Origin of the sequence: Pseudomonas entomophila L48 (genome assembly GCF_000026105.1) — a bacterium.
Lineage (GTDB): Bacteria > Pseudomonadota > Gammaproteobacteria > Pseudomonadales > Pseudomonadaceae > Aquipseudomonas > Aquipseudomonas entomophila.
In genome coordinates this window covers 5,512,808-5,534,901 of record NC_008027.1, presented here as the reverse complement: position 1 = coordinate 5,534,901, position 22,094 = coordinate 5,512,808, and the positions used below count along the sequence as shown (strand labels likewise).

The window sequence follows — 22,094 nt, the reverse complement described above, 5'->3', positions numbered from 1 at the left end:
CAAGGGACAGGCATCGCCATGGCGGCGATGCCTGTCGGGGCGAATCAATAGATGCTGAACGGGAAGTACTTGTCGTTGATCTTCTTGTAGGTGCCGTCGGCGACGATTTCCTTCAGTGCGGCATTGAGCTTGTTACGCAGCTCGTTGTCACCCTTGCGCACGGCAATGCCGACCTTGTCGCTTTCGTTGACCGGGTCGCCCTTGAACTCGTAGTCCTGGCCAGCCTTCGACTTGAGCCAGTCGTAGTTGGCGTACTTGTCGGCGAGGATGGCGTCGACACGGCCGGAGGTCAGGTCCAGGTAGGCGTTTTCCTGGCCATCATAGAGGTTGACCTTGAAGTCGCCGTCCAGGCCGCCGTTGTCGTCCAGCCAGGTCGCGGCCTGGGTGGCGCGCTGGGTGCCGATGGTCTTGCCCTTGAGCGAGGCGCGGTCGGTCTTGAAGTCGACTTTCTTCGGTGCGATGAACTGCTGCTTGTTCGAGTAGTACGGGTCGGTGAAGTCCACCGCCTGCTTGCGCTCATCGGTGATCGACAGCGACGAGACGATGAAGTCGAACTTCTTGGCGTTCAGGGCCGGGATGATGCCGTCCCAGTCGGAGGTGACCACTTCGCACTCGACCTTCATCTTGGCGCACAGGGCGTCGCCGATGTCCTTGTCGAAGCCGACGACCTGGCCGCTGGCATCCTTGTTGTTGAACGGTGGGTAGGCAGCTTCGATACCCATGCGCAGTTTTTCCGCGGCCATTGCGTTGGCCGACATCACCAGCGTGGCAGCAGCTGCCAGGAAGAACTTCTTGTAAGTCTGCATGTATTGCTCCGTTAGCGGTGGCTGGACATGAATTGCTTGCAACGCGCCGAGGTCGGGTTCTCGAAGACCTGCTGCGGCGATCCCTGCTCTTCGACCAGGCCCTGGTGCAGGAACACCACTTCACTGGACACCTGGCGGGCAAAGTTCATCTCGTGCGTCACCAGCAGCATGGTACGGCCTTCGTCGGCCAATGCGCGGATGACGTTAAGCACTTCCTGGACCATTTCCGGATCGAGCGCCGAGGTGGGTTCGTCGAACAGGATGACCTTGGGCTTCATGGCCAGGGTTCGGGCGATGGCGGCGCGCTGCTGCTGGCCACCGGAAAGCTGCGCGGGGTAGCTGTGGCGCTTGTCGAAGATGCCGACCTTGTTCAGCAGTGCCTCGGCGTGCTCGATGGCTTCGGCCTTGCTCTGGCCGAGCACGCGGCGTGGTGCCTCGATGATGTTGTCGAGGATCGACATGTGCGGCCACAGGTTGAAATTCTGGAAGACGAAACCGATTTCGCTGCGCAGGCGGTTGATCTGGCGGTTGTCGGCGGCGATCAGGTCGCCGTTCTTCTGCGCCTTGAGCTTGAGTGCCTCGCCGGCGACGAGGATCTCGCCCTGGTGCGGGTTCTCGAGCAGGTTGATGCAGCGAAGCAAGGTGGACTTGCCGGAGCCGGACGACCCCAGGATGGAGATCACGTCACCGTCGCGCGCGGTCAGCGAAATGCCCTTGAGAATTTCCTGCTCGCCGTAGCGTTTGTGCAGGTTGCGGATTTCCAGCGCGGGCGTGGCCTGGGCCATGTGCGGTCCTCATGTGTTCGGGTGCGTTCCCAGCTGTTGGCGGCCTTCCTGGCGAGCGCCACGCTAGCATAGCGGCATAACGGCGGCCAACCGGGTCGCGGGGGGCTCAGGTCGCTGGTGGGACAGTTTGTCGCATCGTTGCAGTGGACTGTCGCGAGGATGTCCGCAACGGCGTTTTGCCCAGCGCCGGAGCCTTGATGAAAAAAGGCGCGATGGTGCCAGCTTTGGCCCTGTCTGGGAAGCCGTTTTTGCCCGGGTGGCGCTTTGTTCATGATTGCGCTGGAGGATGGTTGCGCCTGCTGGTTGCGCTTTTATGTGCCCATGAAGTGTGCGCAGGTGTTACCGGGGAGCACCTTTGGTGCGTTTGTAAGTGGGTATTTCAGTAATCCGGACTTGGCATGGGGTTTTAATGGCCTTTCGGTCAAAGCTTGGCAGAATGCCCTGCAAGCCGCGCCGTTATTGGCGGCTGGATGATTTCAGACGAAAGTGGTTCTCACCTGGCCCGCTTATTGCCATCTGGAAACCACTGAATGCGGCAGCGCCCACTTACATCCCCAGGCGCGCCGGCAGTCATTCGTGTAGTCCACCTCCTTACAAAGGTAGTTTTATGAGCGGTAACAATTCCAATGACCTCGCTCAGGGGCTCAAGCAACGGCATGTGACCATGCTGTCCATCGCTGGCGTCATCGGCGCCGGCCTGTTCGTCGGTTCCGGCCACGCCATCGCTGCTGCCGGCCCTGCCGTGCTGCTGGCCTATGCCGCCGCGGGTACGTTGGTCGTGCTGGTGATGCGCATGCTCGGTGAGATGGCGGTCGCCTCGCCCGACACCGGCTCCTTCTCTACTTATGCCGACCGCGCCATCGGGCGTTGGGCCGGTTTCACCATTGGTTGGCTGTACTGGTGGTTCTGGGTATTGGTGATCCCGCTGGAAGCCAACGCCGCCGCGGCCATTCTCCACGCCTGGTTCCCGGCCGTGGACCTGTGGGCCTTCTCCCTGATCATCACCCTGGCCCTGACGGTCACCAACCTGTTCAGCGTGAAGAACTACGGTGAGTTCGAGTTCTGGTTCGCCCTGCTCAAAGTACTGGCGATCATCGGCTTCATCATCGTCGGTTGCGCCGCCATGTTCGGCATGGTGCCAAGCAGCCAGGTGAGCGGCATCAGCCACCTGTTCGACACCCAAGGCTTCATGCCCAACGGCCTGGGCGCCGTGCTGGCCACCATGCTGACCACCATGTTCTCGTTCATGGGTACCGAGATCGTCACCATCGCCGCCGCCGAATCGAAAGACCCAGGCAAGCAGATCAGCAAGGCCACCAACTCGGTGATCTGGCGTATCTGCCTGTTCTACCTGGTGTCGATCTTCCTGGTCGTGGCCATGGTGCCGTGGAACGATCCGGCTCTGGCCGAGAAAGGCTCCTACCAGACCGTCCTCAGCCTGATCGGCGTGCCGAATGCCAAGCTGATTGTCGACATCGTCGTGCTGATCGCCGTGACCAGCTGCCTGAACTCGGCGCTGTATACCTCTTCGCGCATGCTGTTCTCCCTGAGCAAGCGTGGCGACGCCCCAGCCATCGCCCAGCGCACCACCAAGGCGGGTACCCCGCACTGGGCCGTGCTGCTGTCCACTGCAGCGGCCTTCCTGTGCGTGTTCGCCAACTTCCTGGCCCCGGCCGAGGTGTTCGAGTTCCTGCTGGCCAGCTCCGGCGCCATCGCCCTGCTGGTGTACCTGGTAATCGCCGTGTCGCAACTGCGTATGCGTGCCCAGCGTGAAGCCAAGGGCGAGAAGATCTCGTTCAAGATGTGGATGTTCCCGGGCCTGACCTGGGCGACCATCGCCTTCATCATTGCCGTGTTGGTGGTGATGGCCCTGCGTGAAGATCACCGTGCCGAGATCATCGCCACTGCAATCCTGAGCATCGGTGTGGTTGCCACCGGCCTGCTGGTGCACCGCAAGCGCGGCACCGCCGCGCGGGTTGCGCTGGATAGCTGATTCGCTGGTGTGAAATGAAAAGGCCGCGTCCTTTGAGGGGCGCGGCCTTTTTGTTTGTCTGGGCAGGAAGGGGTCGTGTAGGAGCCGGCTTGCCGGCGAACAGGGCCCGGAAGGTCAGCCGAACTGCTTCTGCTGTTGCTGCTGCTTGGCCACCACCTCGGAAGCGGTGACATAGGCGTCCTGGAACTCATCGCTCTCCAGCCAGGCCATGGTCGCGTCCTCGTCGGTGCCGTCGAGCCATTTGCGGTAGGCGGTGAACACCATGACGATGTAGTCGGTGGCGTGCTCTTCCTTGTGGCCCTTGAGCACCAGTGCCAGCAGTGGGTCGACCAGGAACACCGAGATCATCGGCACCAGGCCGTTTTCCTGGGCTTCCTTCATCTTCTCGAACAGGCTGGTGTAGCTGCCTGACTCCATGGCCTTGTTGAACACCTGCTCGACGCTGGCGCTGTCGCCGGTGCTGGCCTTGACCGCCTGGCCGCTGCGCACCATGCGGTTCTGCTTGGCCTTGGCGGCGGCGCGCTTGGCGCGTTTCTGTTGTTTGGTGTTGGTGGCCATGGGGGCAGGTCCTTGGGTGTCTGGTAAAGGCGCGTATTGAAGCGTAGTTGCCAGGGAAACCCAAGGGCTTCGAAGATCCTTGTAGGAGCCAGCCTTGCTGGCGAACAGGGCCCATGCATTTGCTGGGGGGCTGTTCGCCAGCAAGGCTGGCTCCTACAGGGGGCCTGTTGCTGGTTCGTCTTCCTCGAACCCCCGAGCGGCCCGGCCTACTAGTAACGGATCCGGCGCGTGCGCTACGCGAGGATCTTTGCCGGGGTAATCCAGCGAATGCAGGAAATGGCGGATGCAGTTGATCCGCGCCCGCTTCTTGTCATCCGACTTGATCACCGTCCACGGCGCATCAGCGGTGTCGGTATGGAAGAACATCGCCTCCTTGGCGGCGGTGTAGTCCTCCCACTTGTCCAGCGACTTGATGTCGATGGGCGAGAGCTTCCAATGCTTGAGCGGGTCGTCGCGACGTGAAATGAAGCGGCGCAGCTGCTCCTCGCGGTTCACCGAGAACCAGAACTTGAACAGCAGGATGCCGCTGTTGCACAGCATGCGCTCAAGGTCCGGCGCCTGGCGCATGAACTCCAGGTATTGCAGCGGCGAGCAGAAGTCCATGACCTTCTCGACCCCGGCGCGGTTGTACCAGGAGCGGTCGAAGAACACCATTTCACCGGCCGTGGGCAGGTGCTGGATGTAGCGCTGGAAGTACCACTGGCCCTTCTCCTGCTCGGAGGGCTTCTCCAGGGCGACGATGCGTGCGCCACGGGGGTTCAGGTGCTCCATGAAACGCTTGATGGTGCCGCCCTTGCCGGCGGCATCGCGGCCCTCGAACAGCACCACGATGCGCTGACCCGTTTCCTTCACCCAGTTCTGCACTTTCAACAGCTCGATCTGCAGGTCGTGCTTGGCCTTCTCGTAGTCCTGGCGGCGCATGCGCGTGCGGTACGGGTAGCTGGCCGACAGGCGTGCCGAGGTGCTGTCCTCGCTGCTGCCCTTGCGGGCGTTGGCCACTTCCAGAGCGGCGGGCTGCTGGCTGACCTGGGTGATGGTCTCCTGCGCGGCGGCGGGGGAAGCAGGCTTGCGTTGGCGCGGACGGCGCGTGCGGGTGGGCGGCTTGCCGATGGCGCTGTTGTCGGCAGGCGACGGCAGCAGGAGGGTGGCGGATTCTTCGCTCATGGAGGTCCTTGCGGGGTCGGTCGAGTGTCCACCTTCCATCCTATGGGCAAAGGGGGGCGTGATCCTTGATGTCGGTCAACCGGGCAGGGGGGGCTGTGTGGCGGGGGGGAAGGGAGGAAGGGCGGTCACCCATGGCAGTGCGGCTGCCATGGGTGCACAAGGTGCGACGCCGGTTGGGTCAGGCCGATGGCAGCATCGGGATCGGCAGGCCCAGCTTGACGGACGCATAGTCCATGTCGCCCTTGGAGATCGATTGGGCCATGAAGCCGGAGCCGATCAGGTCATGGATGTACAGCTTGTTGTAGATGAAGGCGAACACAAACCCGCTCAGACCAAGGGTCACGATCTGCAGCGCGAACTGGATGGCGGCGTATTTCCAGTCACCGCGGAACAGGGCTGGGAAGAAGCCGAAGAAGAAGGTGGTCCAGGAGAAGCCGACCGGCGCTTCCTTGAATGCGCCGGTTTTCGGGTTCTTGAACATGATCGAGGTGTAAGCCATTTATCTCTCCTTGGATGCCCGATAGTCAAAAGCATGATCGGGCCAGCATGCGAATCCTGGGTTGCCCGCGTGGGCAGGTGTTCGATCAGGCCTGGGTGGTCTGTGCGTAGATCGGCTGCTGGCGCGTGTCGTTCTCGCCCAGCTCGTTGATGCAGTAGTTGATGTAGTAGAGGTTGAACAGGATCGTATAGAAGCCGTTCATCCTGAAATGAGGTTGCTCATGCTCGCGTGCATAGGCGATCAGCAAGGTGCGTGCATTGAAGGCGCAGATGATCCAGAGCACCCAGCCGGCGAGGCCCAGCAAGCCACCCAGGCCGGCAACCAGCGGCTCCGGGCTGCCGGCGAAGGCGCCGCCCAGGCCGGTGCAGACACACAGCCAGATGACGAAGGTTTCGCTGCAGAGTGGTTGCCCGGTTGCTTCACGCAGGGCTTGGTTGGCCTTGAACAGCCAGACCAGCAGATAGAGGCCGCCGGTGGCCATGGACAGCAGGACGAGGTGCAAGGTCTTGCGGTTGACCTTGTTCATGAGTTCGGCAGGGGATGTCATGAGTGTTCCGATTTTCGTTGAGTGAAAAGCGGGTTGAGACATCGGCTGTCCGTCGAGGCAATCCTTGCTCAACCATCTTCCTTGGTGCGCGTCCACTTGAGTGGGTCGCGGGCGCGAATGATATCACATTGATATTTTGTCGCCAGAAATCCGGCGCACAAATCATTCGGGCATAAAAAAACCCTGGTTCTTTCGAACCAGGGTTTTGGCACTTGGTGCCCAGAGACGGAGTCGAACCGCCGACACGAGGATTTTCAATCCTCTGCTCTACCGACTGAGCTATCTGGGCGACGAGGTGCATTAAATAGATTTCCGAACCGATCGTCAACGACTTTTTTGAAAAAATTTAAATTAATTCCGTCGCTTACGTTTTCCGGGGTCAATTCGAGGGCGGAACGTAGCCTTCGGCCTGGGCGTAGTCCTCGCCAGCGAAGAACTTGTCCATCTCGGCCTGGATGAATTTGCGGTCCTCGGCATTCATCATGTTCAGGCGCTTCTCGTTGATCAGCATGGTCTGGTGGTCCTGCCACTCCTTCCAGGCTTTTTGCGAGATGTGCTCGAAGATGTCCTGGCCCTTGGCGCCCGGATACGGTGGGCGGTCCAGGCCTGGCAGCTCTTCGTTGTACTTGCGGCACTTCACGGTGCGGGTCATGGCTTCTCTCCTGCAATCAGTTCGTCGGCCGCGCGTTGCAGCAGCTTCTTGACCGGGGCGGCGAGGCCCAGGCGCGGCGGGGTGGCGAGGTTATACCAGAGCCAGTCGGGCTCGGCCACGTGCGGCCCGACGGGGTCGACACGCACCAGCCAGGGCTCGATGGCCAGCTGGAAATGGCTGAAGGTGTGGGTCAGGCCTGCGAGTGCCTGGCTGCCGGCCAGGCGCAGGCCGTGCTGGTAGGCGAGGTCGTCGAGCTGTTCGAGGTTGTCCAGCTCCGGCAGGCTCCACAGGCCGCCCCACAGGCCCGTGGAGGGCCGGCGGTAGAGCAGGATCGCGCCTTCGGGGTTGGTCAGCAGCGGCATCAGGGTCTTGCGTTGGGGCAGGGCCTTGCGCGGCTTGGGCTCGGGGTAGCGGGTCTCTTCGCCGTGCAGGTGCGCTTCGCAGCCGCGCTGCAATGGGCAGATCAGGCAACTGGGCTTGCTGCGGGTGCACAGCGTGGCGCCCATGTCCATCATCGCTTGGGTGAAGTGGTTGACCCGTGTCATCGGGGTCACGCGCTCGGCGGTGGCCCATAGCTGATTGGCCACCTTGGGCTCGCCGGGGTAGCCCGCTTGCGCGGTAAAGCGGGCCAGCACGCGCTTGACGTTGCCATCGAGGATCGGCGCGCGGATGCCCATGCTGATGCTGGCGATGGCGCCTGCGGTGGAGCGGCCGATACCGGGCAGCTCGGTGAGCTGCTCGACGCTGCGCGGGAACTCGCCGCCATGCTGCTCGACGACGATCTTTGCGGCCTTTTGCAGGTTGCGGGCGCGGGTGTAGTAGCCCAGGCCCGTCCACAGGTGCAGCACCTCGTCCTCCGGCGCCTCGGCCAGGGCCTGCACGGTGGGCAGGGCCTGCATGAAGCGGTCGAAGTAGTTGAGCACGGTGCTGACTTGCGTCTGCTGCAGCATGATTTCGGAGACCCACACCCGGTACGGGGTGATGCCCTGTTGCCAGGGCAGGTCGTGACGGCCGTGCTGGTCGTACCACGCCAGCACGGCGCTGGAGAACTGCTGGGGTGTCATCGCTTGAACAGCCCCTTGAGCGCATCTTTGAGTTCCGGGCTCACTTTGTCTCCGAGTTTTTCTTCGAGCTTTTCATCGATCTTGTCCTTCAGGCGGTTGCCGGCCAGCTTCGCCGCGACTTTACCCAGGCCATCCTGGTCCAGGCGGCAGGCCTTGGCGCCCAGTTCCAGCGGGCCACGGCAGCGCAGCGGCACTTCGACGCCGGCAAAGCGCTCGTTGACCTGGCAGGCCGGGTCGGGCATGGCGCGCTGGTCGCCTTCGACGACGATGCCGACGTTGTAGTCCATGCCCAGCACGCGCAGGTCGAGGTCGCCATTGCCGTTGACGGTCAGGCCCGGGATGCGCGCCTTGAGGTCCGGGTTGCTGGCCACGCCGTTGCGGATCACCAGGCTGCCGCGCAGTTCCTGGAACGGCGTGTCCTTGCCCCGCGCCTCGCCGCTGAGCTGCTTGCGGTTGAGGGTGGCGATGGCCTGGCACAGCTGCTGTTCCAGGTTGGCGTTGACCAGCACGCCGTCGTTGATGGTGAAGCTGGCGTTGCCGTTGAGCGTGTCGACCAGCGCCTTCTGGCTGTTGCCGGTGGCGGTCAGGTCGCTGCTCAGGGTCAGCAGGCCTTTGACGGGGGGCGCCTGGTCGGGGCCTTCGCGCTTGATGAAGTGCTCCACGGGGACGCGATTGATCTTGGTGTTCACACCGATCTGCGGCACGGCAGGGCGCACGTCGACCGTGCCCTTGGCTTCGAAGCTGCCGTTGTACAGGCCGCCGCGTAGGGTCTGCAGAGTCACCAGGCCGCCCTGGCCGGTGGCCGTGAGCTGGGCGTCGCTGATGGGCAGCTTGTCCAGCACCAGGGCGCCGAAGGACAGGTCGGCCTGCAGGTCGAGGGCGCGCAGGCGGTCTACCGGCAGCAGCTTGTCGTTGCTCCAGGCCTGTTGCGTCGGGGCGTTGGGCAGCGGGGTGGTGCCGGCACCGGCGACGGCGCTGGCTTCCTGCTGTTTCACTTCGGCCTGGCGCGCCGCGGTGGCGCCCTTGGCCTCGTCGCTCTTGGCCGGGAAGTAGCGGTCGGCGTCGAACTTGTCGGCTTTCAGGCGAATGCGCAGGGCCTGCTTGGCGAAGTCTTCCACGGCGACGCGGCCGGTGAAGGTGCTGTCGTCCAGTTTCACGGCCAGGTCTTCCAGGGCCAGGCTGTCGCGGGTGCCGTCGAGGCGGGTCACCAGCTCCAGCTTCTTGAATGCGGCCGGGTCGGCGGTGGCCGGTAGCGGGTGGCCGATACCGTCGAGGAAGGTGCGCAGGTCGAACTGGGCGATGGACAGCCCGCCGCTGACCTGCGGCGCCTTGTCCAGGTCGCGCACGTTCAGCTCACCGAGGGCGCGCAGTTGGTTGGCCGAGACTTTCAGGCCGCTCCACGAGGCGACGTTGGCGGCCAGGTCCACCAGCACCTGGCCCTGGGCGACGAAGGTCAGGGTCTTGCCGGCCAGCGGCTCGCCCGAGGTTTCGCCGGACAGGCGCATGTCTTCGAGGTTGTAGCGCTTGAGCTTGCGATCGAAGCGCAGTTCGCCGGTGAGCTCGGTGCGTGCCTTGATGTTCGGTTGGCTGGCGCTGAGGAACGCGCTGGCCTTGAGCGGAATATTGATGCCTTCGTGCACGGCGCCGGTGCTCAGCTGGATGCTCTCTGCACCGTAGCTCTGGCCGGCCTTCTCGTCGGTGTACAGCACCCGGGCGTTGTTGACGGTCAGGCTGTCAATGTCGAGCTTGACCATGCGCTCGCTGGGTTCCGGCTTGGCAGCTGGGTTGACGGGCGCCTCGCCCGGGGTGGCGGCAGGTGCGTTGGCGGCCGTCGCATCAGGCAGTGGTTTGCCGATGTCTTCCCAGTTGCCGTGGCCATTGGCGTCACGGGTCAGGGTCAGGTTGAGGCCTTCGACGCGCACGTCGCTCATCTGCACCTCGCGGCGCAGCAGCGGCAGCACGCGCACCGACAGGCCGAGCATCTGCAGGTCGGCGAACGGCACCTTGGGGTTGTTCAGCGTGGCGATGCTCGCCTCGTGCAGCTCAAGGCCCAGCCAGGGGAACAGGCTCCAGCCGATGTCGCCATTGAGCGTGAGCTCCACATGGGCCTTGTCGCGGGCCAGCTGGCGGATCTCGTCTTTGTAGTCGTTGGGATCGAAGAGGTGGGTCAGGGCGAAGCCCAGCGCCACGATGATCAGCAACAACCCGAGCAGCCCCAGCCCCAGGATTTTGCCGAACGCTTTCATGGGCGAGTCCTTGTAGTCCGAAAGTGAAATTCAGCGGCGAGTATAGCGCCGTGGCGCCTGGCTCTGCGCATTCGACGTTTCGACCGTGCGTGGCTTGGCCGGTTCGCCTGCAATCCGGTCCCCACCGAAGCCGTAGGAGCCGGCTTGCCGGCGAACCAGGCGACACGGTCTGAGAAATACCGTTTCAGCTGACGAAAAAAACACGATATCAGATTGCTTTCATGCCACCGGCTGCTGGTAATCTTGCGCCGCCCGTGGAGCCCCCGCGACCCATTGTCGCGGGGTGCCGACCGAAGCGGCCGGGCTGCCTTGCGTGCAGCCGTGCAGAGCCCTCCGCGTGCATCGCCCACCTACAAAAAAGGAACAACCCATGAACAGCAGTATCACGGCGGGAGTGGCGGCGAGCGCGCCGGGCTTCCTGTCGAAGGAGCGCATCATCGCCCGCCCGGGCTTCAACCGCTGGCTGGTGCCGCCGGCGGCCCTGGCCATCCACTTGTGCATCGGCATGGCCTATGGTTTCTCGGTGTTCTGGCTACCGCTGTCCCAGGCCCTGGGTGTCAGCGCGCCGGTGGCCTGCGCTGCTGACATGGGCTTCGTCGCCCGCCTGTTCAGCGCCGAGTGCGACTGGCCGATCTCCATGCTCAGCTGGATCTACACCCTGTTCTTCGTGTTCCTCGGTTGTTCGGCCGCGGTGCTCGGCGGTTGGCTGGAACACGCCGGCCCACGCAAGGCCGGCCTGGTGTCGGCGCTGTGCTGGTGCGGTGGCCTGCTGATCTCGGCGATCGGCGTGAAGACCCACCAGCTGTGGCTGATGTGGCTGGGCTCGGGGGTGATCGGCGGGATCGGCCTGGGGCTGGGCTATATCTCGCCGGTGTCGACGCTGATCAAGTGGTTCCCGGACAAGCGCGGCATGGCCACCGGCATGGCGATCATGGGCTTTGGCGGGGGTGCCATGGTGGGCGCGCCGCTGGCCACCGCGCTGATGGGGCATTTCTCCAGCCCGACCGAGGTGGGCGTATGGCAGAGCTTCGTCGCCATGGCCGCGATCTACTTCGTGTTCATGACCGCCGGCGCCCTGGCCTACCGGGTGCCGCCGACCGGCTGGAAGCCTGAAGGCTGGACCGCGCCGGCGAAGAAGGCCAACGCCATGGTCACTGACCGGCATGTGCATGTCAGCGTGGCCTGGAAAACCCCGCAGTTCGCCCTGGTGTGGCTGGTGCTGTGCCTGAACGTTTCGGCGGGTATCGGCATTCTCGGCATGGCGTCGCCGCTGCTGCAGGAAGTGTTCGCTGGCAAGCTGTTGGGCAACGAGCTGACTTTCAGCGAGCTGAACGCCGCGCAACTGGCGCAGATTGCCGCCATCGCCGCAGGCTTCACCGGCCTGCTCAGCCTGTTCAACATCGGTGGGCGTTTCTTCTGGGCTTCGTTCTCCGACTACATCGGGCGCAAGAACACCTACTTCGCCTTCTTCGCTCTGGGCGTGGGGCTGTACAGCCTGGTGCCGAACATGGGCCATATCGGCAACGTGGCGCTGTTCGTGGCGGCGTTCTGCATCATCCTGTCGATGTACGGCGGCGGCTTCGCCACCGTGCCGGCGTACCTGGCCGACCTGTTCGGTACGCAGATGGTCGGCGCCATTCACGGCCGCTTGCTGACTGCCTGGGCGGCGGCCGGCGTGCTGGGGCCGGTGCTGATCACCTACCTGCGCGAGGCGCAGCTGGCGGCGGGCGTCGAGCGGGCCGCGGCCTACGACATGACCCTGTACATCCTGGCCGGCCTGCTGGTGCTGGGCTTTATCTGCAACATGCTGGTGCGGCCAGTGGCGGACAAGTACTTCATGACCGACGCCGAGTTGGCCGCCGAGCGGGCCTTGAGCCATGACAAGGGCGCGGATTCTGCGCGTGCGCTGGAATGGCATGCAGCGCCGGGCAGCCTGCCGCTGGTGCTGCTGGCCTGGGCCGTGGTGGTGATTCCGCTGGCCTGGGGGGTGTGGATCACCTTGCAGAAGACGGCCGTGCTGTTTCATTGATTGATGCTTGAGGCTGTTCGCCGGCAAGGCCGGCTCCTACAGGGTGCGATGCGACTGTGGGAGCCGGCCTTGCCGGCGAAAGGGCGGTTGTATAGACCTGTAGGCCTGTCCAACCCCCGTAAATGCTTGCTCCACCATATGTCATCCGCGTTTCAAGCCGGCGCATTCTGGGCCTATAATGGAACCCTTTTCGCCCAATGATTTTGCGGAGCTGGTGATGGTCGAACGTAAGGCTTCCGTCGAGCGCAATACCCTGGAAACCCAGGTCAAGTGCTCGATCAACCTCGATGGCAGCGGCAAGGCCCGATTCGATATCGGCGTGCCTTTCCTTGAACACATGCTCGACCAGATCGCCAGGCATGGGCTGATCGATCTGGACATCGAGTGCAAGGGCGACCTGCATATCGATGACCATCACACCGTCGAAGACGTCGGTATCACCCTCGGCCAGGCGTTCGCCCAGGCCATTGGCGACAAGAAAGGCATCTACCGCTACGGCCACGCCTACGTGCCGCTGGACGAAGCCCTGTCGCGGGTGGTCATCGACTTCTCCGGCCGCCCGGGCTTGCAGATGCACGTGCCCTACACCCGCGCATCGGTGGGTGGCTTCGATGTCGACCTGTTCCAGGAGTTCTTCCAGGGCTTCGTCAACCATGCCCTGGTGACCCTGCACATCGACAACCTGCGTGGCCACAACACCCACCACCAGATCGAGACCGTGTTCAAGGCCTTTGGTCGCGCGCTGCGCATGGCCATCGAGCAAGACGAGCGCATGGCCGGGCAGATGCCTTCCACCAAAGGGTGCCTGTAAATGCAGACGGTAGCCGTAATCGACTATGGCATGGGCAACCTGCACTCGGTGGCCAAGGCCCTGGAGCACGTGGGTGCCGGCAAGGTGCTGGTCACCAGCGACGCCGCGGTGATTCGTGAAGCCGACCGTGTGGTGTTCCCCGGCGTCGGCGCGATCCGCGACTGCATGGCCGAGATCCGCCGCCTGGGCTTTGACAGCCTGGTGCGCGAAGTCAGCCAGGACCGCCCGTTCCTCGGTATCTGCGTGGGCATGCAGGCGCTGCTCGACCATAGCGAAGAGAACGAGGGTGTCGACTGCATCGGTGTGTTCCCCGGCCAGGTGCGCTTCTTTGGTAAAGACCTGAAGGAAGACGGCGAGCACCTGAAAGTGCCGCACATGGGCTGGAACGAGGTCAGCCAGACCATCGACCACCCGCTGTGGCACGACATCCCTGATCGCGCACGCTTCTACTTCGTGCACAGCTACTACATCAATGCCGGTAAGCAAGGCCAGGTAGTCGGTCGCGGCCACTATGGCGTCGACTTCGCCGCCGCGCTGGCCGACGGTTCGCGCTTCGCCGTGCAGTTCCACCCGGAGAAGAGCCACACCCATGGCCTGCAACTGCTGCAGAACTTCGTCGCCTGGGATGGGCGCTGGTAAATGAGCCGAGCGAAGACCAAGGCCCCCATTCTCACGCTGGCCCCCGAGCAAGAGCGCGAGGCGCTCGACAAGCTCAAGCGCTTCCTCGAAGACCGTTTCGAGCTGGAGCTGGGGTCGTTCGAGGTGGCCGAGGTCCTCGAGCTGTTTTCCAAAGAAGTGGCTCCGTATTACTACAACAGGGCGATTGCCGATGTTCAGCTGCACCTCAAGGAGCGGTTCGAGAGCATCGAAAGCGACCTGTGGGCGCTCGAGAAGCCCTGAACTCAACGAACAAGACAGGTCATCAAGATGCTGATTATCCCCGCTATCGATCTCAAGGACGGTGCCTGCGTACGTCTGCGCCAAGGCCGCATGGAAGACTCCACCGTATTCTCCGACGACCCGGTGAGCATGGCCGCCAAATGGGTCGAGGGTGGCTGCCGCCGCCTGCACCTGGTCGACCTGAACGGCGCCTTCGAAGGCCAGCCGGTCAACGGTGAAGTGGTGACCGCGATTGCCAAGCGCTACCCGAACCTGCCGATCCAGATCGGCGGCGGCATCCGCTCGCTGGAAACCATCGAGCACTACGTCAAGGCGGGCGTCAGCCACGTGATCATCGGCACCAAGGCGGTCAAGCAGCCAGAGTTCGTCGCCGAAGCGTGCAAGGCCTTCCCGGGCCGGGTCATCGTCGGCCTGGATGCGAAAGACGGCTTCGTCGCCACCGACGGCTGGGCCGAAGTGAGCGCGGTGCAAGTGATCGACCTGGCCAAGCGTTTCGAGGCCGATGGTGTCTCGGCGATCGTCTACACCGACATCGCCAAGGACGGCATGATGCAGGGCTGCAACGTGCCCTTCACCAAGGCCCTGGCCGAAGCCACCTCGATCCCGGTGATCGCCTCGGGCGGCATCCACAACCTGGGTGACATCAAGGCCCTGCTGGACGCGAAAGCCCCCGGCATCATCGGCGCCATCACCGGCCGTGCCATCTACGAAGGCACCCTCGACGTCGCCGAGGCCCAGGCCTTCTGCGACAACTACCAAGGCTGAGGAACGACCATGGCACTGGCCAAGCGCATCATCCCTTGCCTGGACGTGGACAACGGCCGGGTGGTCAAGGGCGTCAAGTTCGAGAACATCCGCGATGCCGGCGACCCGGTGGAGATCGCCCGTCGTTACAACGAACAGGGTGCCGACGAGATCACCTTCCTCGACATCACCGCCAGTGTCGATGGCCGTGACACCACCCTGCATACCGTCGAGCGCATGGCCAGCCAGGTGTTCATCCCGCTGACCGTGGGCGGTGGCGTGCGTACCGTGCAGGACATCCGCAACCTGCTCAATGCCGGTGCCGACAAGGTGTCGATCAACACCGCCGCGGTGTTCAACCCGGAGTTCGTGGGCGAGGCGGCGGACCGGTTCGGTTCGCAGTGCATCGTGGTTGCCATCGACGCCAAGAAAGTCTCCGGCCCGGGCGAAGCGCCGCGCTGGGAGATCTTCACCCATGGCGGGCGCAAGCCCACCGGGCTGGATGCGGTGGAGTGGGCGAAGAAGATGGAAGGGTTGGGGGCCGGTGAAATCCTGCTCACCAGCATGGACCAGGATGGCATGAAGAACGGTTTCGACCTGGGGGTGACCCGGGCGATCAGCGATGCGCTGGGGATTCCGGTGATTGCCTCGGGTGGCGTGGGTAACCTGCAGCACCTGGCGGACGGGATTCTGGAAGGGCATGCCAGCGCGGTGCTGGCGGCGAGTATCTTCCACTTCGGTGAGTACACGGTGCCGGAAGCGAAGGCCTACATGGCTTCGCGTGGGATTGTCGTGCGCTGACAGCGTGATTGGGGCTGCTTTGCAGCCCATCGCGGCTGAAGCCGCTCCTACACAGGAGACGCGTGATCCTTGTAGGAGCGGCTTCAGCCGCGATGGGCCGCAAGGCGGCCCCAATGCATCACCCGTGATTCTTGCCGAGCAACGCGTGATACAGCTCGGTATCCCCAAGAATCCCCACCACCTTGTCGTTATCCTGCAACACCAGCTTGTTGCCGGTCTGGTAACGAATCCGCAGTGCCTCGCGCATGCCGATATCGGCGTGCACCACGGTCGGCCTGCGCTCCAGCAGCTCCACATCCTGCCCCGGTGCCCAGTTCTGCATGTCCAGCCCGTTCTGGCCCTGGCGTGCGCGCTTGATCGAGTTGCCTTCGCCCAGGTCCAGCCATGAGTCGATACCCGGGTCCAGGCACACCGAGCCATTGACCCGCCGGCAGTTGTCCAGGCTGCGCATCAGGCTGCGGCCGCACAGCACGTTCAGCGGGTTGGTGTGGGCGACGAAGGTGCGCACGTACTCGTCGGCCGGGTTGAGCACGATGTCTTCCGGTTTGCTGTACTGGATGATCCGCCCGTCCTTCATGATCGCGATGCGGCTGCCCAGTTTCAGCGCTTCGTCCAGGTCGTGGCTGACGAACACGATGGTCTTGCTCAGCTTGCTCTGCAGGGCCAGCAGTTCGTCCTGCAGGCCTTGGCGGATCAATGGGTCGAGGGCCGAGAACGGCTCGTCCATCAGCAGGATGTCGGCGTCCATCGCCAACGCCCGGGCCAGGCCCACGCGCTGCTGCATGCCGCCGGAGAGCTCATCGGGCTTCTTGTTGCGCCACTGCGTCAGGCCCACCAGCTCGAGCTTTTCGTCCACCAGCTTGCGCCGTTCCTTCTCCGGGCGGCCCTGCATCTCCAGGCCGAAGCTGATGTTCTCGCGCACGGTCAGCCAGGGCATCAGGGCGAACTTCTGGAACACCATGGCGATGCGCTGGGTGCGCATCATCTTCAGCTCAGCCGGGGTGCAGTGGGCGATGTCGATGTGCTTGCCTTCATGCTCGACGAACAGCTTGCCGCGGCTGACGGTGTTCAGGCCGTTGATGCAACGCAGCAGGCTGGACTTGCCCGAGCCGGACAGGCCCATCAGCACGCAGATCTCGCCCTTGTTGATGTCCAGGTTGGCCTTCTCGACGCCGACCACCAGCCCGGTCTGCTGGAGGATCTGTTCGCGGGTCTTGCCCTGGTCGAGCAGCGACAGCGCCTCGCGCGGCTTGGTGGAGAAGATGACGTCGACGTCTTCGAAACGAATGATGCTCATGCCTCACCCCTTACCGGCAGTTCCGGTTGCTTGCAGATTCGGTCGAGCATGATCGCCAGCAGCACGATCGCCAGGCCCGCTTCGAAGCCCAGGGAGATATCGGCGGTGTTCAGTGCGTTGACCACGGGTTTGCCCAGGCCGTCGGCACCGACCAGGGCGGCGATCACCACCATCGACAGCGACAGCATGATGCACTGGGTGATGCCGGCGGCGATGCTCGGCATGGCGTGGGGCAGTTCGATGCGGGTCAGCAGCTGGCGGCGCGAGCAGCCGAAGGCCTTGCCGGCGTCGAGCAGCTCCTGTGGCACGTCGCAGATGCCGAGGTAGGTGAGGCGAATGGGCGCGGCGATGGCGAACACCACGGTGGAGATCAGCCCCGGCACCACGCCCAGGCCGAATAGCGTGAGCGTGGGGATCAGGTAGACGAAGGTGGGCACGGTCTGCATCAGGTCGAGCACCGGACGCATGGCGGTGTAGAACATCGGTTTGTGCGCGGCCGCGATGCCCAGCGGCACGCCGATGACCACGCAGACCACCGTGGCGAAGGTTACCTGCGCCAGGGTTTCCATGGTTTCCTGCCAGTAGCCCAGGTTGAGGATGAGCAGGAACGACAGGGCGACGAATACGGTAAGGGCCCACTTGCGCTGGATCAGGTGCGCGAGGGCGGCGAACAGGGCGATGAGCACGAACGGGTTGAACCAGGTCAGGGCGCTGGTGACGCCATGGATCATGAACTCCAGGCCCTGGGCGATAGCATCGAAGTAGCTGGCGCCGTTCTGGGTCAACCATTCGACGAATGAGGCGATGTACTGCCCCAAGGGTATTTTCTGATCGATAAGCATGATAGCGAGCTTCCACCTGCAAAGATTGAAATCAGTCCGGGGCGGGCACGGTCCCGCCCCGCGGTGTTGCCATTGCGTCTTGCGTTATTGCGTCAGCTTGGCCTTGGCCGCCTCAAGGCCGGGTTTGCCATCCACGGTGGTCACACCTGCCAACCAGGTGTCGAGCACTTGCGGGTTTTTCTTCAGCCACGCCTTGGCGGCGGCATCGGCTTTCATCTTGTCGTCCAGGACATTGCCCATGAGCTCGCTTTCCATGTCGAGGGTGAACGACAGATTCTTCAGCAGTTGCCCGACGTTGCTGCATTCCTGCGCATAGCCCTTGCGGGTGTTGGTGAGCACGGTGGCCTTGCCGAAATCGGGGCCGAAGTACTCGTCGCCGCCAGTGAGGTACTTCATGGCGAAGCGCTTGTTCATCGGGTGCGGTTCCCAGCCCAGGAACACCACCGCCTCGCCGCGTTTCTGCGAGCGGTCGACCTGCGACAGCATGCCCGCCTCGCTGGACTGCACCAGCTTGAAGCCGGCGCTCTTCAGGCCGAAGGCGTCCTTGTCGATCATGCTCTGGATGGTGCGGTTGCCGTCGTTGCCCGGTTCGATGCCGTAGATCTTGCCGCCCAGCGCGTCCTTGAACTTGACGATGTCGGCGAAGTCTTTCAGCCCCTTGTCGTACAGCGCCTGGGGCACGGCCAGGGTGTACTTGGCGTTTTCCAGGTTGGCGCGCACGGTCTCGACGGTGCCGGCGTCGCGGTACTGCTTGATGTCGTTTTCCATGGTCGGCATCCAGTTGCCGAGGAACACGTCGAGGTCCTTGCCCCCGGCCAGCGACTTGTAGGTCACCGGGACCGAGATCATGTTGGTGTGGGTCTTGTAGCCCAGGGCTTCGAGCACGACGCTGGTCATGGCGGTGGTCACGGTGATGTCGGTCCAGCCGACGTCCGAGAAACGTACCGTCTGACACTGTTCGGGCTCTGCGGCCTGGGCCAGCAGCGGGGCGGACAGCAACGCGACCAGCAACAGCGAGGGTTTACCTTTCATGGATGGACTCCTGTGATTTTATCTTCGGGTTCGCGTGGGTCGCCGGGCGTTCTCAGGGCTCCGGTCGACCAGGCCTGCAGAGGGCAGGATGCGAGGCCGTGCAATACGAGTCGCTTTCGATAATCCTCCAGCGTTCGGCAATCGCCTACTGGTGGCGTCGTATCCAGTACAGGACGGGTCGCATCCAGTACGGACGATGTCGCAACTGGATTTTTCCACCCCCACGCCTCGGTTTTTACGGCGCCCGGGCGCTGGAAAACGGCGCACGCAGGGCCGGTTCAGCGGCGGCGCTGCTGGGCAAAAGTACGTCGGTTGCAGACGGCGAGGGGGTGGGCAAAAGCCCGATGATGCGAGCATTCCAAGGCGGCTCGAACTTCAGCCTAGCAGTTGTGCAAGGCGGTGTTCGGCGCCGTGAGACAAGCCCATCAAGAGGTGAATCGGCCATGGCCATCAGCGTGTTCGACCTGTTCAAGATCGGTGTCGGGCCTTCCAGCTCCCACACCGTCGGCCCCATGCGTGCTGGCGCGCTGTTCGTCCAGGGGCTGCGTGAACGCGGCGAGCTGGAGCGGGTGCAGCGCGTCGAGGTGCGGCTCTATGGCTCGCTGTCGGCCACCGGTGTCGGCCACGGCACCGACAACGCCACGATCATGGGGTTGATGGGCGAATGGCCCGACGCGATCGACCCGAGCCAGATCACGCCGCGCATCGCCGATTTGCGCGAAACCAACGTGTTGCAGCTTGATAGCCGGCTGCCCATCGAGTTCGTCTGGGCCCGCGACATGCTGCTGCTGGACGAGAACCTGCCGTACCACCCCAACGCCATGACCCTGATCGCCGAAGGCGAGGGCGGCGAGCTGCACCGCGACACCTACTATTCGGTGGGCGGCGGCTTCGTGGTCGATGCCGCGCAAGCCGCCAGCGGTGTGCTGGATGCCGACCAGACGGTGTTGCCCTACGACTTCGACAGTGCCGCCGAACTGCTGCGCCTGTGCAAGCAAAACGACCTGCGTGTGTCGCAATTGATGATGGCGAACGAAAAGGTCTGGCGCAGCGAGGCCGAGATTCGCGCCGGCCTGCTCAAGCTCTGGCAGGCCATGCAGGACTGCGTGGACAACGGCCTCAAGCATGAAGGGATTCTGCCCGGCGGGCTCAATGTGCGCCGCCGCGCCGCCAAGCTGCACCGCAGCCTGCAAGAGCTGGGCAAGCCCAATGTGATCGGCTCGACCATGAGCGCCATGGAATGGGTCAACCTGTACGCCCTGGCCGTGAACGAAGAGAACGCCGCCGGCGGGCGCATGGTCACCGCACCCACCAACGGTGCCGCCGGGATCATTCCGGCTGTGCTGCACTACTACATGCGCTTCTCCGATGTGGTGGACGAATCCAACGTGGTGGACTTCTTCCTGGGGGCGGCGGCGGTGGGCATCCTGTGCAAGAAGAACGCATCGATCTCCGGCGCCGAAGTCGGTTGCCAGGGCGAGGTCGGTTCGGCCTGCGCCATGGCTGCGGCGGGCCTGGCCGAAGTGCTGGGTGCCACGCCGCCACAATTGGAGAACGCCGCCGAGATTGCCCTGGAGCACAACCTGGGGTTGACCTGCGACCCGGTCGGCGGCCTGGTCCAGGTGCCGTGCATCGAGCGCAACGCCATCGCTGCGGTGAAGGCAATCAATGCCGTGCAGATGGCCCTGCGCGGCGACGGCGAGCATTTCATCTCGCTCGACCAGGTGATCCGCACCATGCGCGACACCGGCGCCGACATGCATGACAAGTACAAGGAAACCTCGCGTGGAGGTCTGGCGGTCAGCGTCATCGAGTGCTGATGCGCCGTTTTTGCCCACGCCTGACCGTTGCGCCACATTCTGGCGCAACGGTTGTCATCTACCGGCCGTCGCCTGTCGTTACCAGCAGGGTCATTGTCGGTGACACTCAAATCTGTCGCATCTGGGCATCCTTCCCACAAGTGCTACCGAACTGCTCAGCCGTGACACGCAAAGGCGCTGGCGCGCCGATTTGCGTTTAGGTCTACGCTCCTTCCTGACCCTGCTGGAAGGCGCATGCCAACGTCGCTTTCAGGTTTTATTGGATGAGCGTTCAATTTCCGGCATGCCATTTGCGTCGGGATTGGCAAAGCCCCTGCATACGAAACGGGGCCACTACAAGAACAGTGCTCGCCTGAGGCACACCCTGCATTGTGTGAGGAGAAATCGCGATGACGTCGTACACCTCCGGGACCCCAACCCAGAACCGCACAGCACCCCAGTCCATCGGCTTTCTCCTGCTGGACAACTTCACCCTGATCTCGCTGGCGTCAGCCGTCGAACCGCTGCGCATGGCCAACCAGCTGTCCGGCCGCGAGCTGTACCGCTGGCACACGCTGACCGTCGACGGTGGCCAGGTGTGGGCCAGCGATGGTTTGCAGATCACCCCCGATGCCGCCATGCACAATGCTCCGCCCATGGACACCGTGATCGTCTGCGGTGGCGTGGGCATCCAGCGCACGGTCACCCGTGAGCATGTCACCTGGCTGCAGGCCCAGGCCCGCCAGTCGCGTCGCCTGGGCGCGGTGTGCACCGGCAGCTGGGCGCTGGCCTGCGCCGGGCTGCTCGACGGCTTCGATTGCAGCGTGCACTGGGAATGCCTGGCGGCGATGCAGGAGGCCTACCCGCGGGTGAACATGAGCACCCGCCTGTTCACCCTCGACCGCAACCGCTTCACCAGCTCCGGCGGGACCGCGCCGCTGGACATGATGCTGCACCTGATCAGCCGCGATCATGGCCGCGAGCTGTCGGCGGCGATCTCCGAGATGTTCGTCTACGAGCGCATCCGCAACGAGCAGGATCACCAGCGTGTACCGCTCAAGCACATGCTGGGCACCAACCAGCCGAAGCTGCAGGAAATCGTCGCGCTGATGGAAGCGAACCTGGAAGAGCCGATCGACCTGGACGAACTGGCGGTGTACGTGGCGGTGTCGCGGCGCCAGCTCGAGCGCCTGTTCCAGAAGTACCTGCACTGCTCGCCGTCGCGCTACTACCTCAAGCTGCGCCTGATCCGCGCGCGGCAGTTGCTCAAGCAGACGCCGATGTCGATCATCGAGGTGGCGTCGGTGTGCGGCTTTGTTTCCACGCCGCACTTCTCCAAGTGCTACCGCGAGTACTTCGGCATTCCGCCGCGTGACGAGCGCGTGGGCTCGAACACCACGCAGCAGGTGGCGATGATGCCGATCCCGCAGGCCATGGCCCTGTCGCCGCACAGCGGGCCGATGGCGGCGCTGAGCCAGGCGCGCAACGAGTCGACCTTTGCCAGCGTGAGGCTCTGATACCGCAT

At 63.7% G+C, this 22,094-nt stretch carries 22 protein-coding genes and 1 tRNA gene; 10 read left to right on the top strand and 13 right to left on the bottom strand.

Features of this window, described 5'->3' with window-relative positions:
- Positions 1–44: 44 nt before the first annotated feature.
- Entirely contained in the window at positions 45–806 is a 762-nt protein-coding gene (locus tag PSEEN_RS24090) for an ABC transporter substrate-binding protein (protein ID WP_011536193.1), read from the bottom strand.
- An 11-nt stretch (positions 807–817) separates the two neighbouring features.
- Positions 818–1,591 carry an ABC transporter ATP-binding protein gene (locus PSEEN_RS24085; RefSeq protein ID WP_011536192.1) on the bottom strand — a complete coding sequence of 258 codons (774 nt, stop codon included), beginning with the start codon at positions 1,589–1,591 and terminating at the stop codon, positions 818–820.
- A gap of 270 nt (positions 1,592–1,861) precedes the next feature.
- Between PSEEN_RS24085 and PSEEN_RS26785 the strand changes: the two genes are divergently transcribed.
- Together PSEEN_RS26785 and gabP are read left to right on the top strand one after the other, a co-directional pair.
- Positions 1,862–2,065 carry a hypothetical protein gene (locus tag PSEEN_RS26785; RefSeq protein ID WP_011536191.1) on the top strand — a complete coding sequence of 68 codons (204 nt, stop codon included), beginning with the start codon at positions 1,862–1,864 and terminating at the stop codon, positions 2,063–2,065.
- A 133-nt stretch (positions 2,066–2,198) separates the two neighbouring features.
- Entirely contained in the window at positions 2,199–3,584 is a 1,386-nt protein-coding gene (gabP, locus tag PSEEN_RS24080) for a GABA permease (RefSeq protein ID WP_011536190.1), read from the top strand.
- A 114-nt stretch (positions 3,585–3,698) separates the two neighbouring features.
- Here the strand turns inward: gabP and PSEEN_RS24075 are convergent, their stop codons facing one another.
- The 8 genes from PSEEN_RS24075 to PSEEN_RS24040 form a co-directional block, all read right to left on the bottom strand.
- Positions 3,699–4,142 (bottom strand): hypothetical protein, encoded by a 444-nt coding sequence (locus PSEEN_RS24075; RefSeq protein WP_011536189.1) that lies wholly within the window; start codon positions 4,140–4,142, stop codon positions 3,699–3,701.
- 153 nt (positions 4,143–4,295) lie between these two features.
- Positions 4,296–5,306, bottom strand: coding sequence for a polyphosphate kinase 2 (gene ppk2, locus PSEEN_RS24070; RefSeq protein WP_011536188.1), 1,011 nt, complete (start codon positions 5,304–5,306; stop codon positions 4,296–4,298).
- A gap of 178 nt (positions 5,307–5,484) precedes the next feature.
- Positions 5,485–5,805, bottom strand: a complete 321-nt coding sequence (locus PSEEN_RS24065; RefSeq protein ID WP_011536187.1) for a hypothetical protein — start codon at positions 5,803–5,805, stop codon at positions 5,485–5,487.
- A gap of 85 nt (positions 5,806–5,890) precedes the next feature.
- On the bottom strand, positions 5,891–6,352 hold the full coding sequence (locus PSEEN_RS24060) for a DUF4234 domain-containing protein (RefSeq protein ID WP_044488538.1): 462 nt from the start codon (positions 6,350–6,352) through the stop codon (positions 5,891–5,893).
- A gap of 213 nt (positions 6,353–6,565) precedes the next feature.
- A tRNA-Phe gene (locus PSEEN_RS24055) sits at positions 6,566–6,641 on the bottom strand.
- A 90-nt stretch (positions 6,642–6,731) separates the two neighbouring features.
- Positions 6,732–7,004, bottom strand: a complete 273-nt coding sequence (locus tag PSEEN_RS24050; RefSeq protein ID WP_011536185.1) for an oxidative damage protection protein — start codon at positions 7,002–7,004, stop codon at positions 6,732–6,734.
- Complete coding sequence (mutY, locus tag PSEEN_RS24045; RefSeq protein ID WP_011536184.1) at positions 7,001–8,068, bottom strand: A/G-specific adenine glycosylase; 1,068 nt, start codon at positions 8,066–8,068, stop codon at positions 7,001–7,003. The genes PSEEN_RS24050 and mutY overlap by 4 nt, the downstream gene beginning before the upstream one ends.
- Positions 8,065–10,314, bottom strand: coding sequence for an AsmA family protein (locus PSEEN_RS24040; RefSeq protein WP_011536183.1), 2,250 nt, complete (start codon positions 10,312–10,314; stop codon positions 8,065–8,067). The genes mutY and PSEEN_RS24040 overlap by 4 nt, the downstream gene beginning before the upstream one ends.
- Before the next feature lie 370 nt (positions 10,315–10,684).
- Between PSEEN_RS24040 and PSEEN_RS24035 the strand changes: the two genes are divergently transcribed.
- The 6 genes from PSEEN_RS24035 to hisF all read left to right on the top strand — a co-directional run bounded on the left by PSEEN_RS24035 (position 10,685) and on the right by hisF (position 15,599).
- Positions 10,685–12,343 (top strand): OFA family MFS transporter, encoded by a 1,659-nt coding sequence (locus PSEEN_RS24035; protein ID WP_011536182.1) that lies wholly within the window; start codon positions 10,685–10,687, stop codon positions 12,341–12,343.
- 217 nt (positions 12,344–12,560) lie between these two features.
- Positions 12,561–13,154, top strand: a complete 594-nt coding sequence (gene hisB / locus PSEEN_RS24030; RefSeq protein WP_011536181.1) for an imidazoleglycerol-phosphate dehydratase HisB — start codon at positions 12,561–12,563, stop codon at positions 13,152–13,154.
- Complete coding sequence (hisH, locus tag PSEEN_RS24025) at positions 13,155–13,793, top strand: imidazole glycerol phosphate synthase subunit HisH (protein WP_011536180.1); 639 nt, start codon at positions 13,155–13,157, stop codon at positions 13,791–13,793. It begins immediately after the preceding gene.
- Positions 13,794–14,054 (top strand): DUF2164 domain-containing protein, encoded by a 261-nt coding sequence (locus tag PSEEN_RS24020; protein WP_011536179.1) that lies wholly within the window; start codon positions 13,794–13,796, stop codon positions 14,052–14,054.
- A 27-nt stretch (positions 14,055–14,081) separates the two neighbouring features.
- The gene (hisA, locus tag PSEEN_RS24015; protein ID WP_011536178.1) at positions 14,082–14,819 is read left to right on the top strand and encodes a 1-(5-phosphoribosyl)-5-[(5-phosphoribosylamino)methylideneamino]imidazole-4-carboxamide isomerase; all 738 of its coding nucleotides are present in this window, start codon (positions 14,082–14,084) and stop codon (positions 14,817–14,819) included.
- A gap of 9 nt (positions 14,820–14,828) precedes the next feature.
- Positions 14,829–15,599 (top strand): imidazole glycerol phosphate synthase subunit HisF, encoded by a 771-nt coding sequence (hisF, locus tag PSEEN_RS24010; RefSeq protein ID WP_011536177.1) that lies wholly within the window; start codon positions 14,829–14,831, stop codon positions 15,597–15,599.
- Positions 15,600–15,717: 118 nt separating this feature from the next.
- Here hisF and choV read toward each other — a convergent pair whose 3' ends face one another.
- From choV to PSEEN_RS23995, 3 genes are all read right to left on the bottom strand, one after another.
- Complete coding sequence (gene choV / locus PSEEN_RS24005; RefSeq protein ID WP_011536176.1) at positions 15,718–16,896, bottom strand: choline ABC transporter ATP-binding protein; 1,179 nt, start codon at positions 16,894–16,896, stop codon at positions 15,718–15,720.
- Positions 16,893–17,741: a choline ABC transporter permease subunit gene (gene choW, locus PSEEN_RS24000; protein ID WP_193383931.1), complete on the bottom strand. Its 849-nt coding sequence runs from the start codon at positions 17,739–17,741 to the stop codon at positions 16,893–16,895. The genes choV and choW overlap by 4 nt, the downstream gene beginning before the upstream one ends.
- 81 nt (positions 17,742–17,822) lie before the next feature.
- Positions 17,823–18,770 carry a choline ABC transporter substrate-binding protein gene (locus PSEEN_RS23995; protein ID WP_011536174.1) on the bottom strand — a complete coding sequence of 316 codons (948 nt, stop codon included), beginning with the start codon at positions 18,768–18,770 and terminating at the stop codon, positions 17,823–17,825.
- 443 nt (positions 18,771–19,213) lie between these two features.
- On the opposite strand from PSEEN_RS23995, the gene PSEEN_RS23990 reads away from it, so the two are divergent.
- Positions 19,214–20,590, top strand: a complete 1,377-nt coding sequence (locus PSEEN_RS23990; protein ID WP_044488535.1) for an L-serine ammonia-lyase — start codon at positions 19,214–19,216, stop codon at positions 20,588–20,590.
- A 389-nt stretch (positions 20,591–20,979) separates the two neighbouring features.
- Positions 20,980–22,086 carry a choline metabolism transcriptional regulator GbdR gene (gbdR, locus tag PSEEN_RS23985; RefSeq protein WP_011536172.1) on the top strand — a complete coding sequence of 369 codons (1,107 nt, stop codon included), beginning with the start codon at positions 20,980–20,982 and terminating at the stop codon, positions 22,084–22,086.
- The last annotated feature ends 8 nt before the right edge of the window (positions 22,087–22,094 follow it).

Coding starts and splice junctions, on each gene's coding strand:
- PSEEN_RS24090 (WP_011536193.1), bottom strand. CDS start 806: ATGCAGACTTACAAGAAGTTCTTCCTGGCAGCTGCTGCCACGCTGGTG.
- PSEEN_RS24085 (WP_011536192.1), bottom strand. CDS start 1,591: ATGGCCCAGGCCACGCCCGCGCTGGAAATCCGCAACCTGCACAAACGC.
- PSEEN_RS26785 (WP_011536191.1), top strand. CDS start 1,862: ATGATTGCGCTGGAGGATGGTTGCGCCTGCTGGTTGCGCTTTTATGTG.
- gabP (WP_011536190.1), top strand. CDS start 2,199: ATGAGCGGTAACAATTCCAATGACCTCGCTCAGGGGCTCAAGCAACGG.
- PSEEN_RS24075 (WP_011536189.1), bottom strand. CDS start 4,142: ATGGCCACCAACACCAAACAACAGAAACGCGCCAAGCGCGCCGCCGCC.
- ppk2 (WP_011536188.1), bottom strand. CDS start 5,306: ATGAGCGAAGAATCCGCCACCCTCCTGCTGCCGTCGCCTGCCGACAAC.
- PSEEN_RS24065 (WP_011536187.1), bottom strand. CDS start 5,805: ATGGCTTACACCTCGATCATGTTCAAGAACCCGAAAACCGGCGCATTC.
- PSEEN_RS24060 (WP_044488538.1), bottom strand. CDS start 6,352: ATGACATCCCCTGCCGAACTCATGAACAAGGTCAACCGCAAGACCTTG.
- PSEEN_RS24050 (WP_011536185.1), bottom strand. CDS start 7,004: ATGACCCGCACCGTGAAGTGCCGCAAGTACAACGAAGAGCTGCCAGGC.
- mutY (WP_011536184.1), bottom strand. CDS start 8,068: ATGACACCCCAGCAGTTCTCCAGCGCCGTGCTGGCGTGGTACGACCAG.
- PSEEN_RS24040 (WP_011536183.1), bottom strand. CDS start 10,314: ATGAAAGCGTTCGGCAAAATCCTGGGGCTGGGGCTGCTCGGGTTGTTG.
- PSEEN_RS24035 (WP_011536182.1), top strand. CDS start 10,685: ATGAACAGCAGTATCACGGCGGGAGTGGCGGCGAGCGCGCCGGGCTTC.
- hisB (WP_011536181.1), top strand. CDS start 12,561: ATGGTCGAACGTAAGGCTTCCGTCGAGCGCAATACCCTGGAAACCCAG.
- hisH (WP_011536180.1), top strand. CDS start 13,155: ATGCAGACGGTAGCCGTAATCGACTATGGCATGGGCAACCTGCACTCG.
- PSEEN_RS24020 (WP_011536179.1), top strand. CDS start 13,794: ATGAGCCGAGCGAAGACCAAGGCCCCCATTCTCACGCTGGCCCCCGAG.
- hisA (WP_011536178.1), top strand. CDS start 14,082: ATGCTGATTATCCCCGCTATCGATCTCAAGGACGGTGCCTGCGTACGT.
- hisF (WP_011536177.1), top strand. CDS start 14,829: ATGGCACTGGCCAAGCGCATCATCCCTTGCCTGGACGTGGACAACGGC.
- choV (WP_011536176.1), bottom strand. CDS start 16,896: ATGAGCATCATTCGTTTCGAAGACGTCGACGTCATCTTCTCCACCAAG.
- PSEEN_RS23995 (WP_011536174.1), bottom strand. CDS start 18,770: ATGAAAGGTAAACCCTCGCTGTTGCTGGTCGCGTTGCTGTCCGCCCCG.
- PSEEN_RS23990 (WP_044488535.1), top strand. CDS start 19,214: ATGGCCATCAGCGTGTTCGACCTGTTCAAGATCGGTGTCGGGCCTTCC.
- gbdR (WP_011536172.1), top strand. CDS start 20,980: ATGACGTCGTACACCTCCGGGACCCCAACCCAGAACCGCACAGCACCC.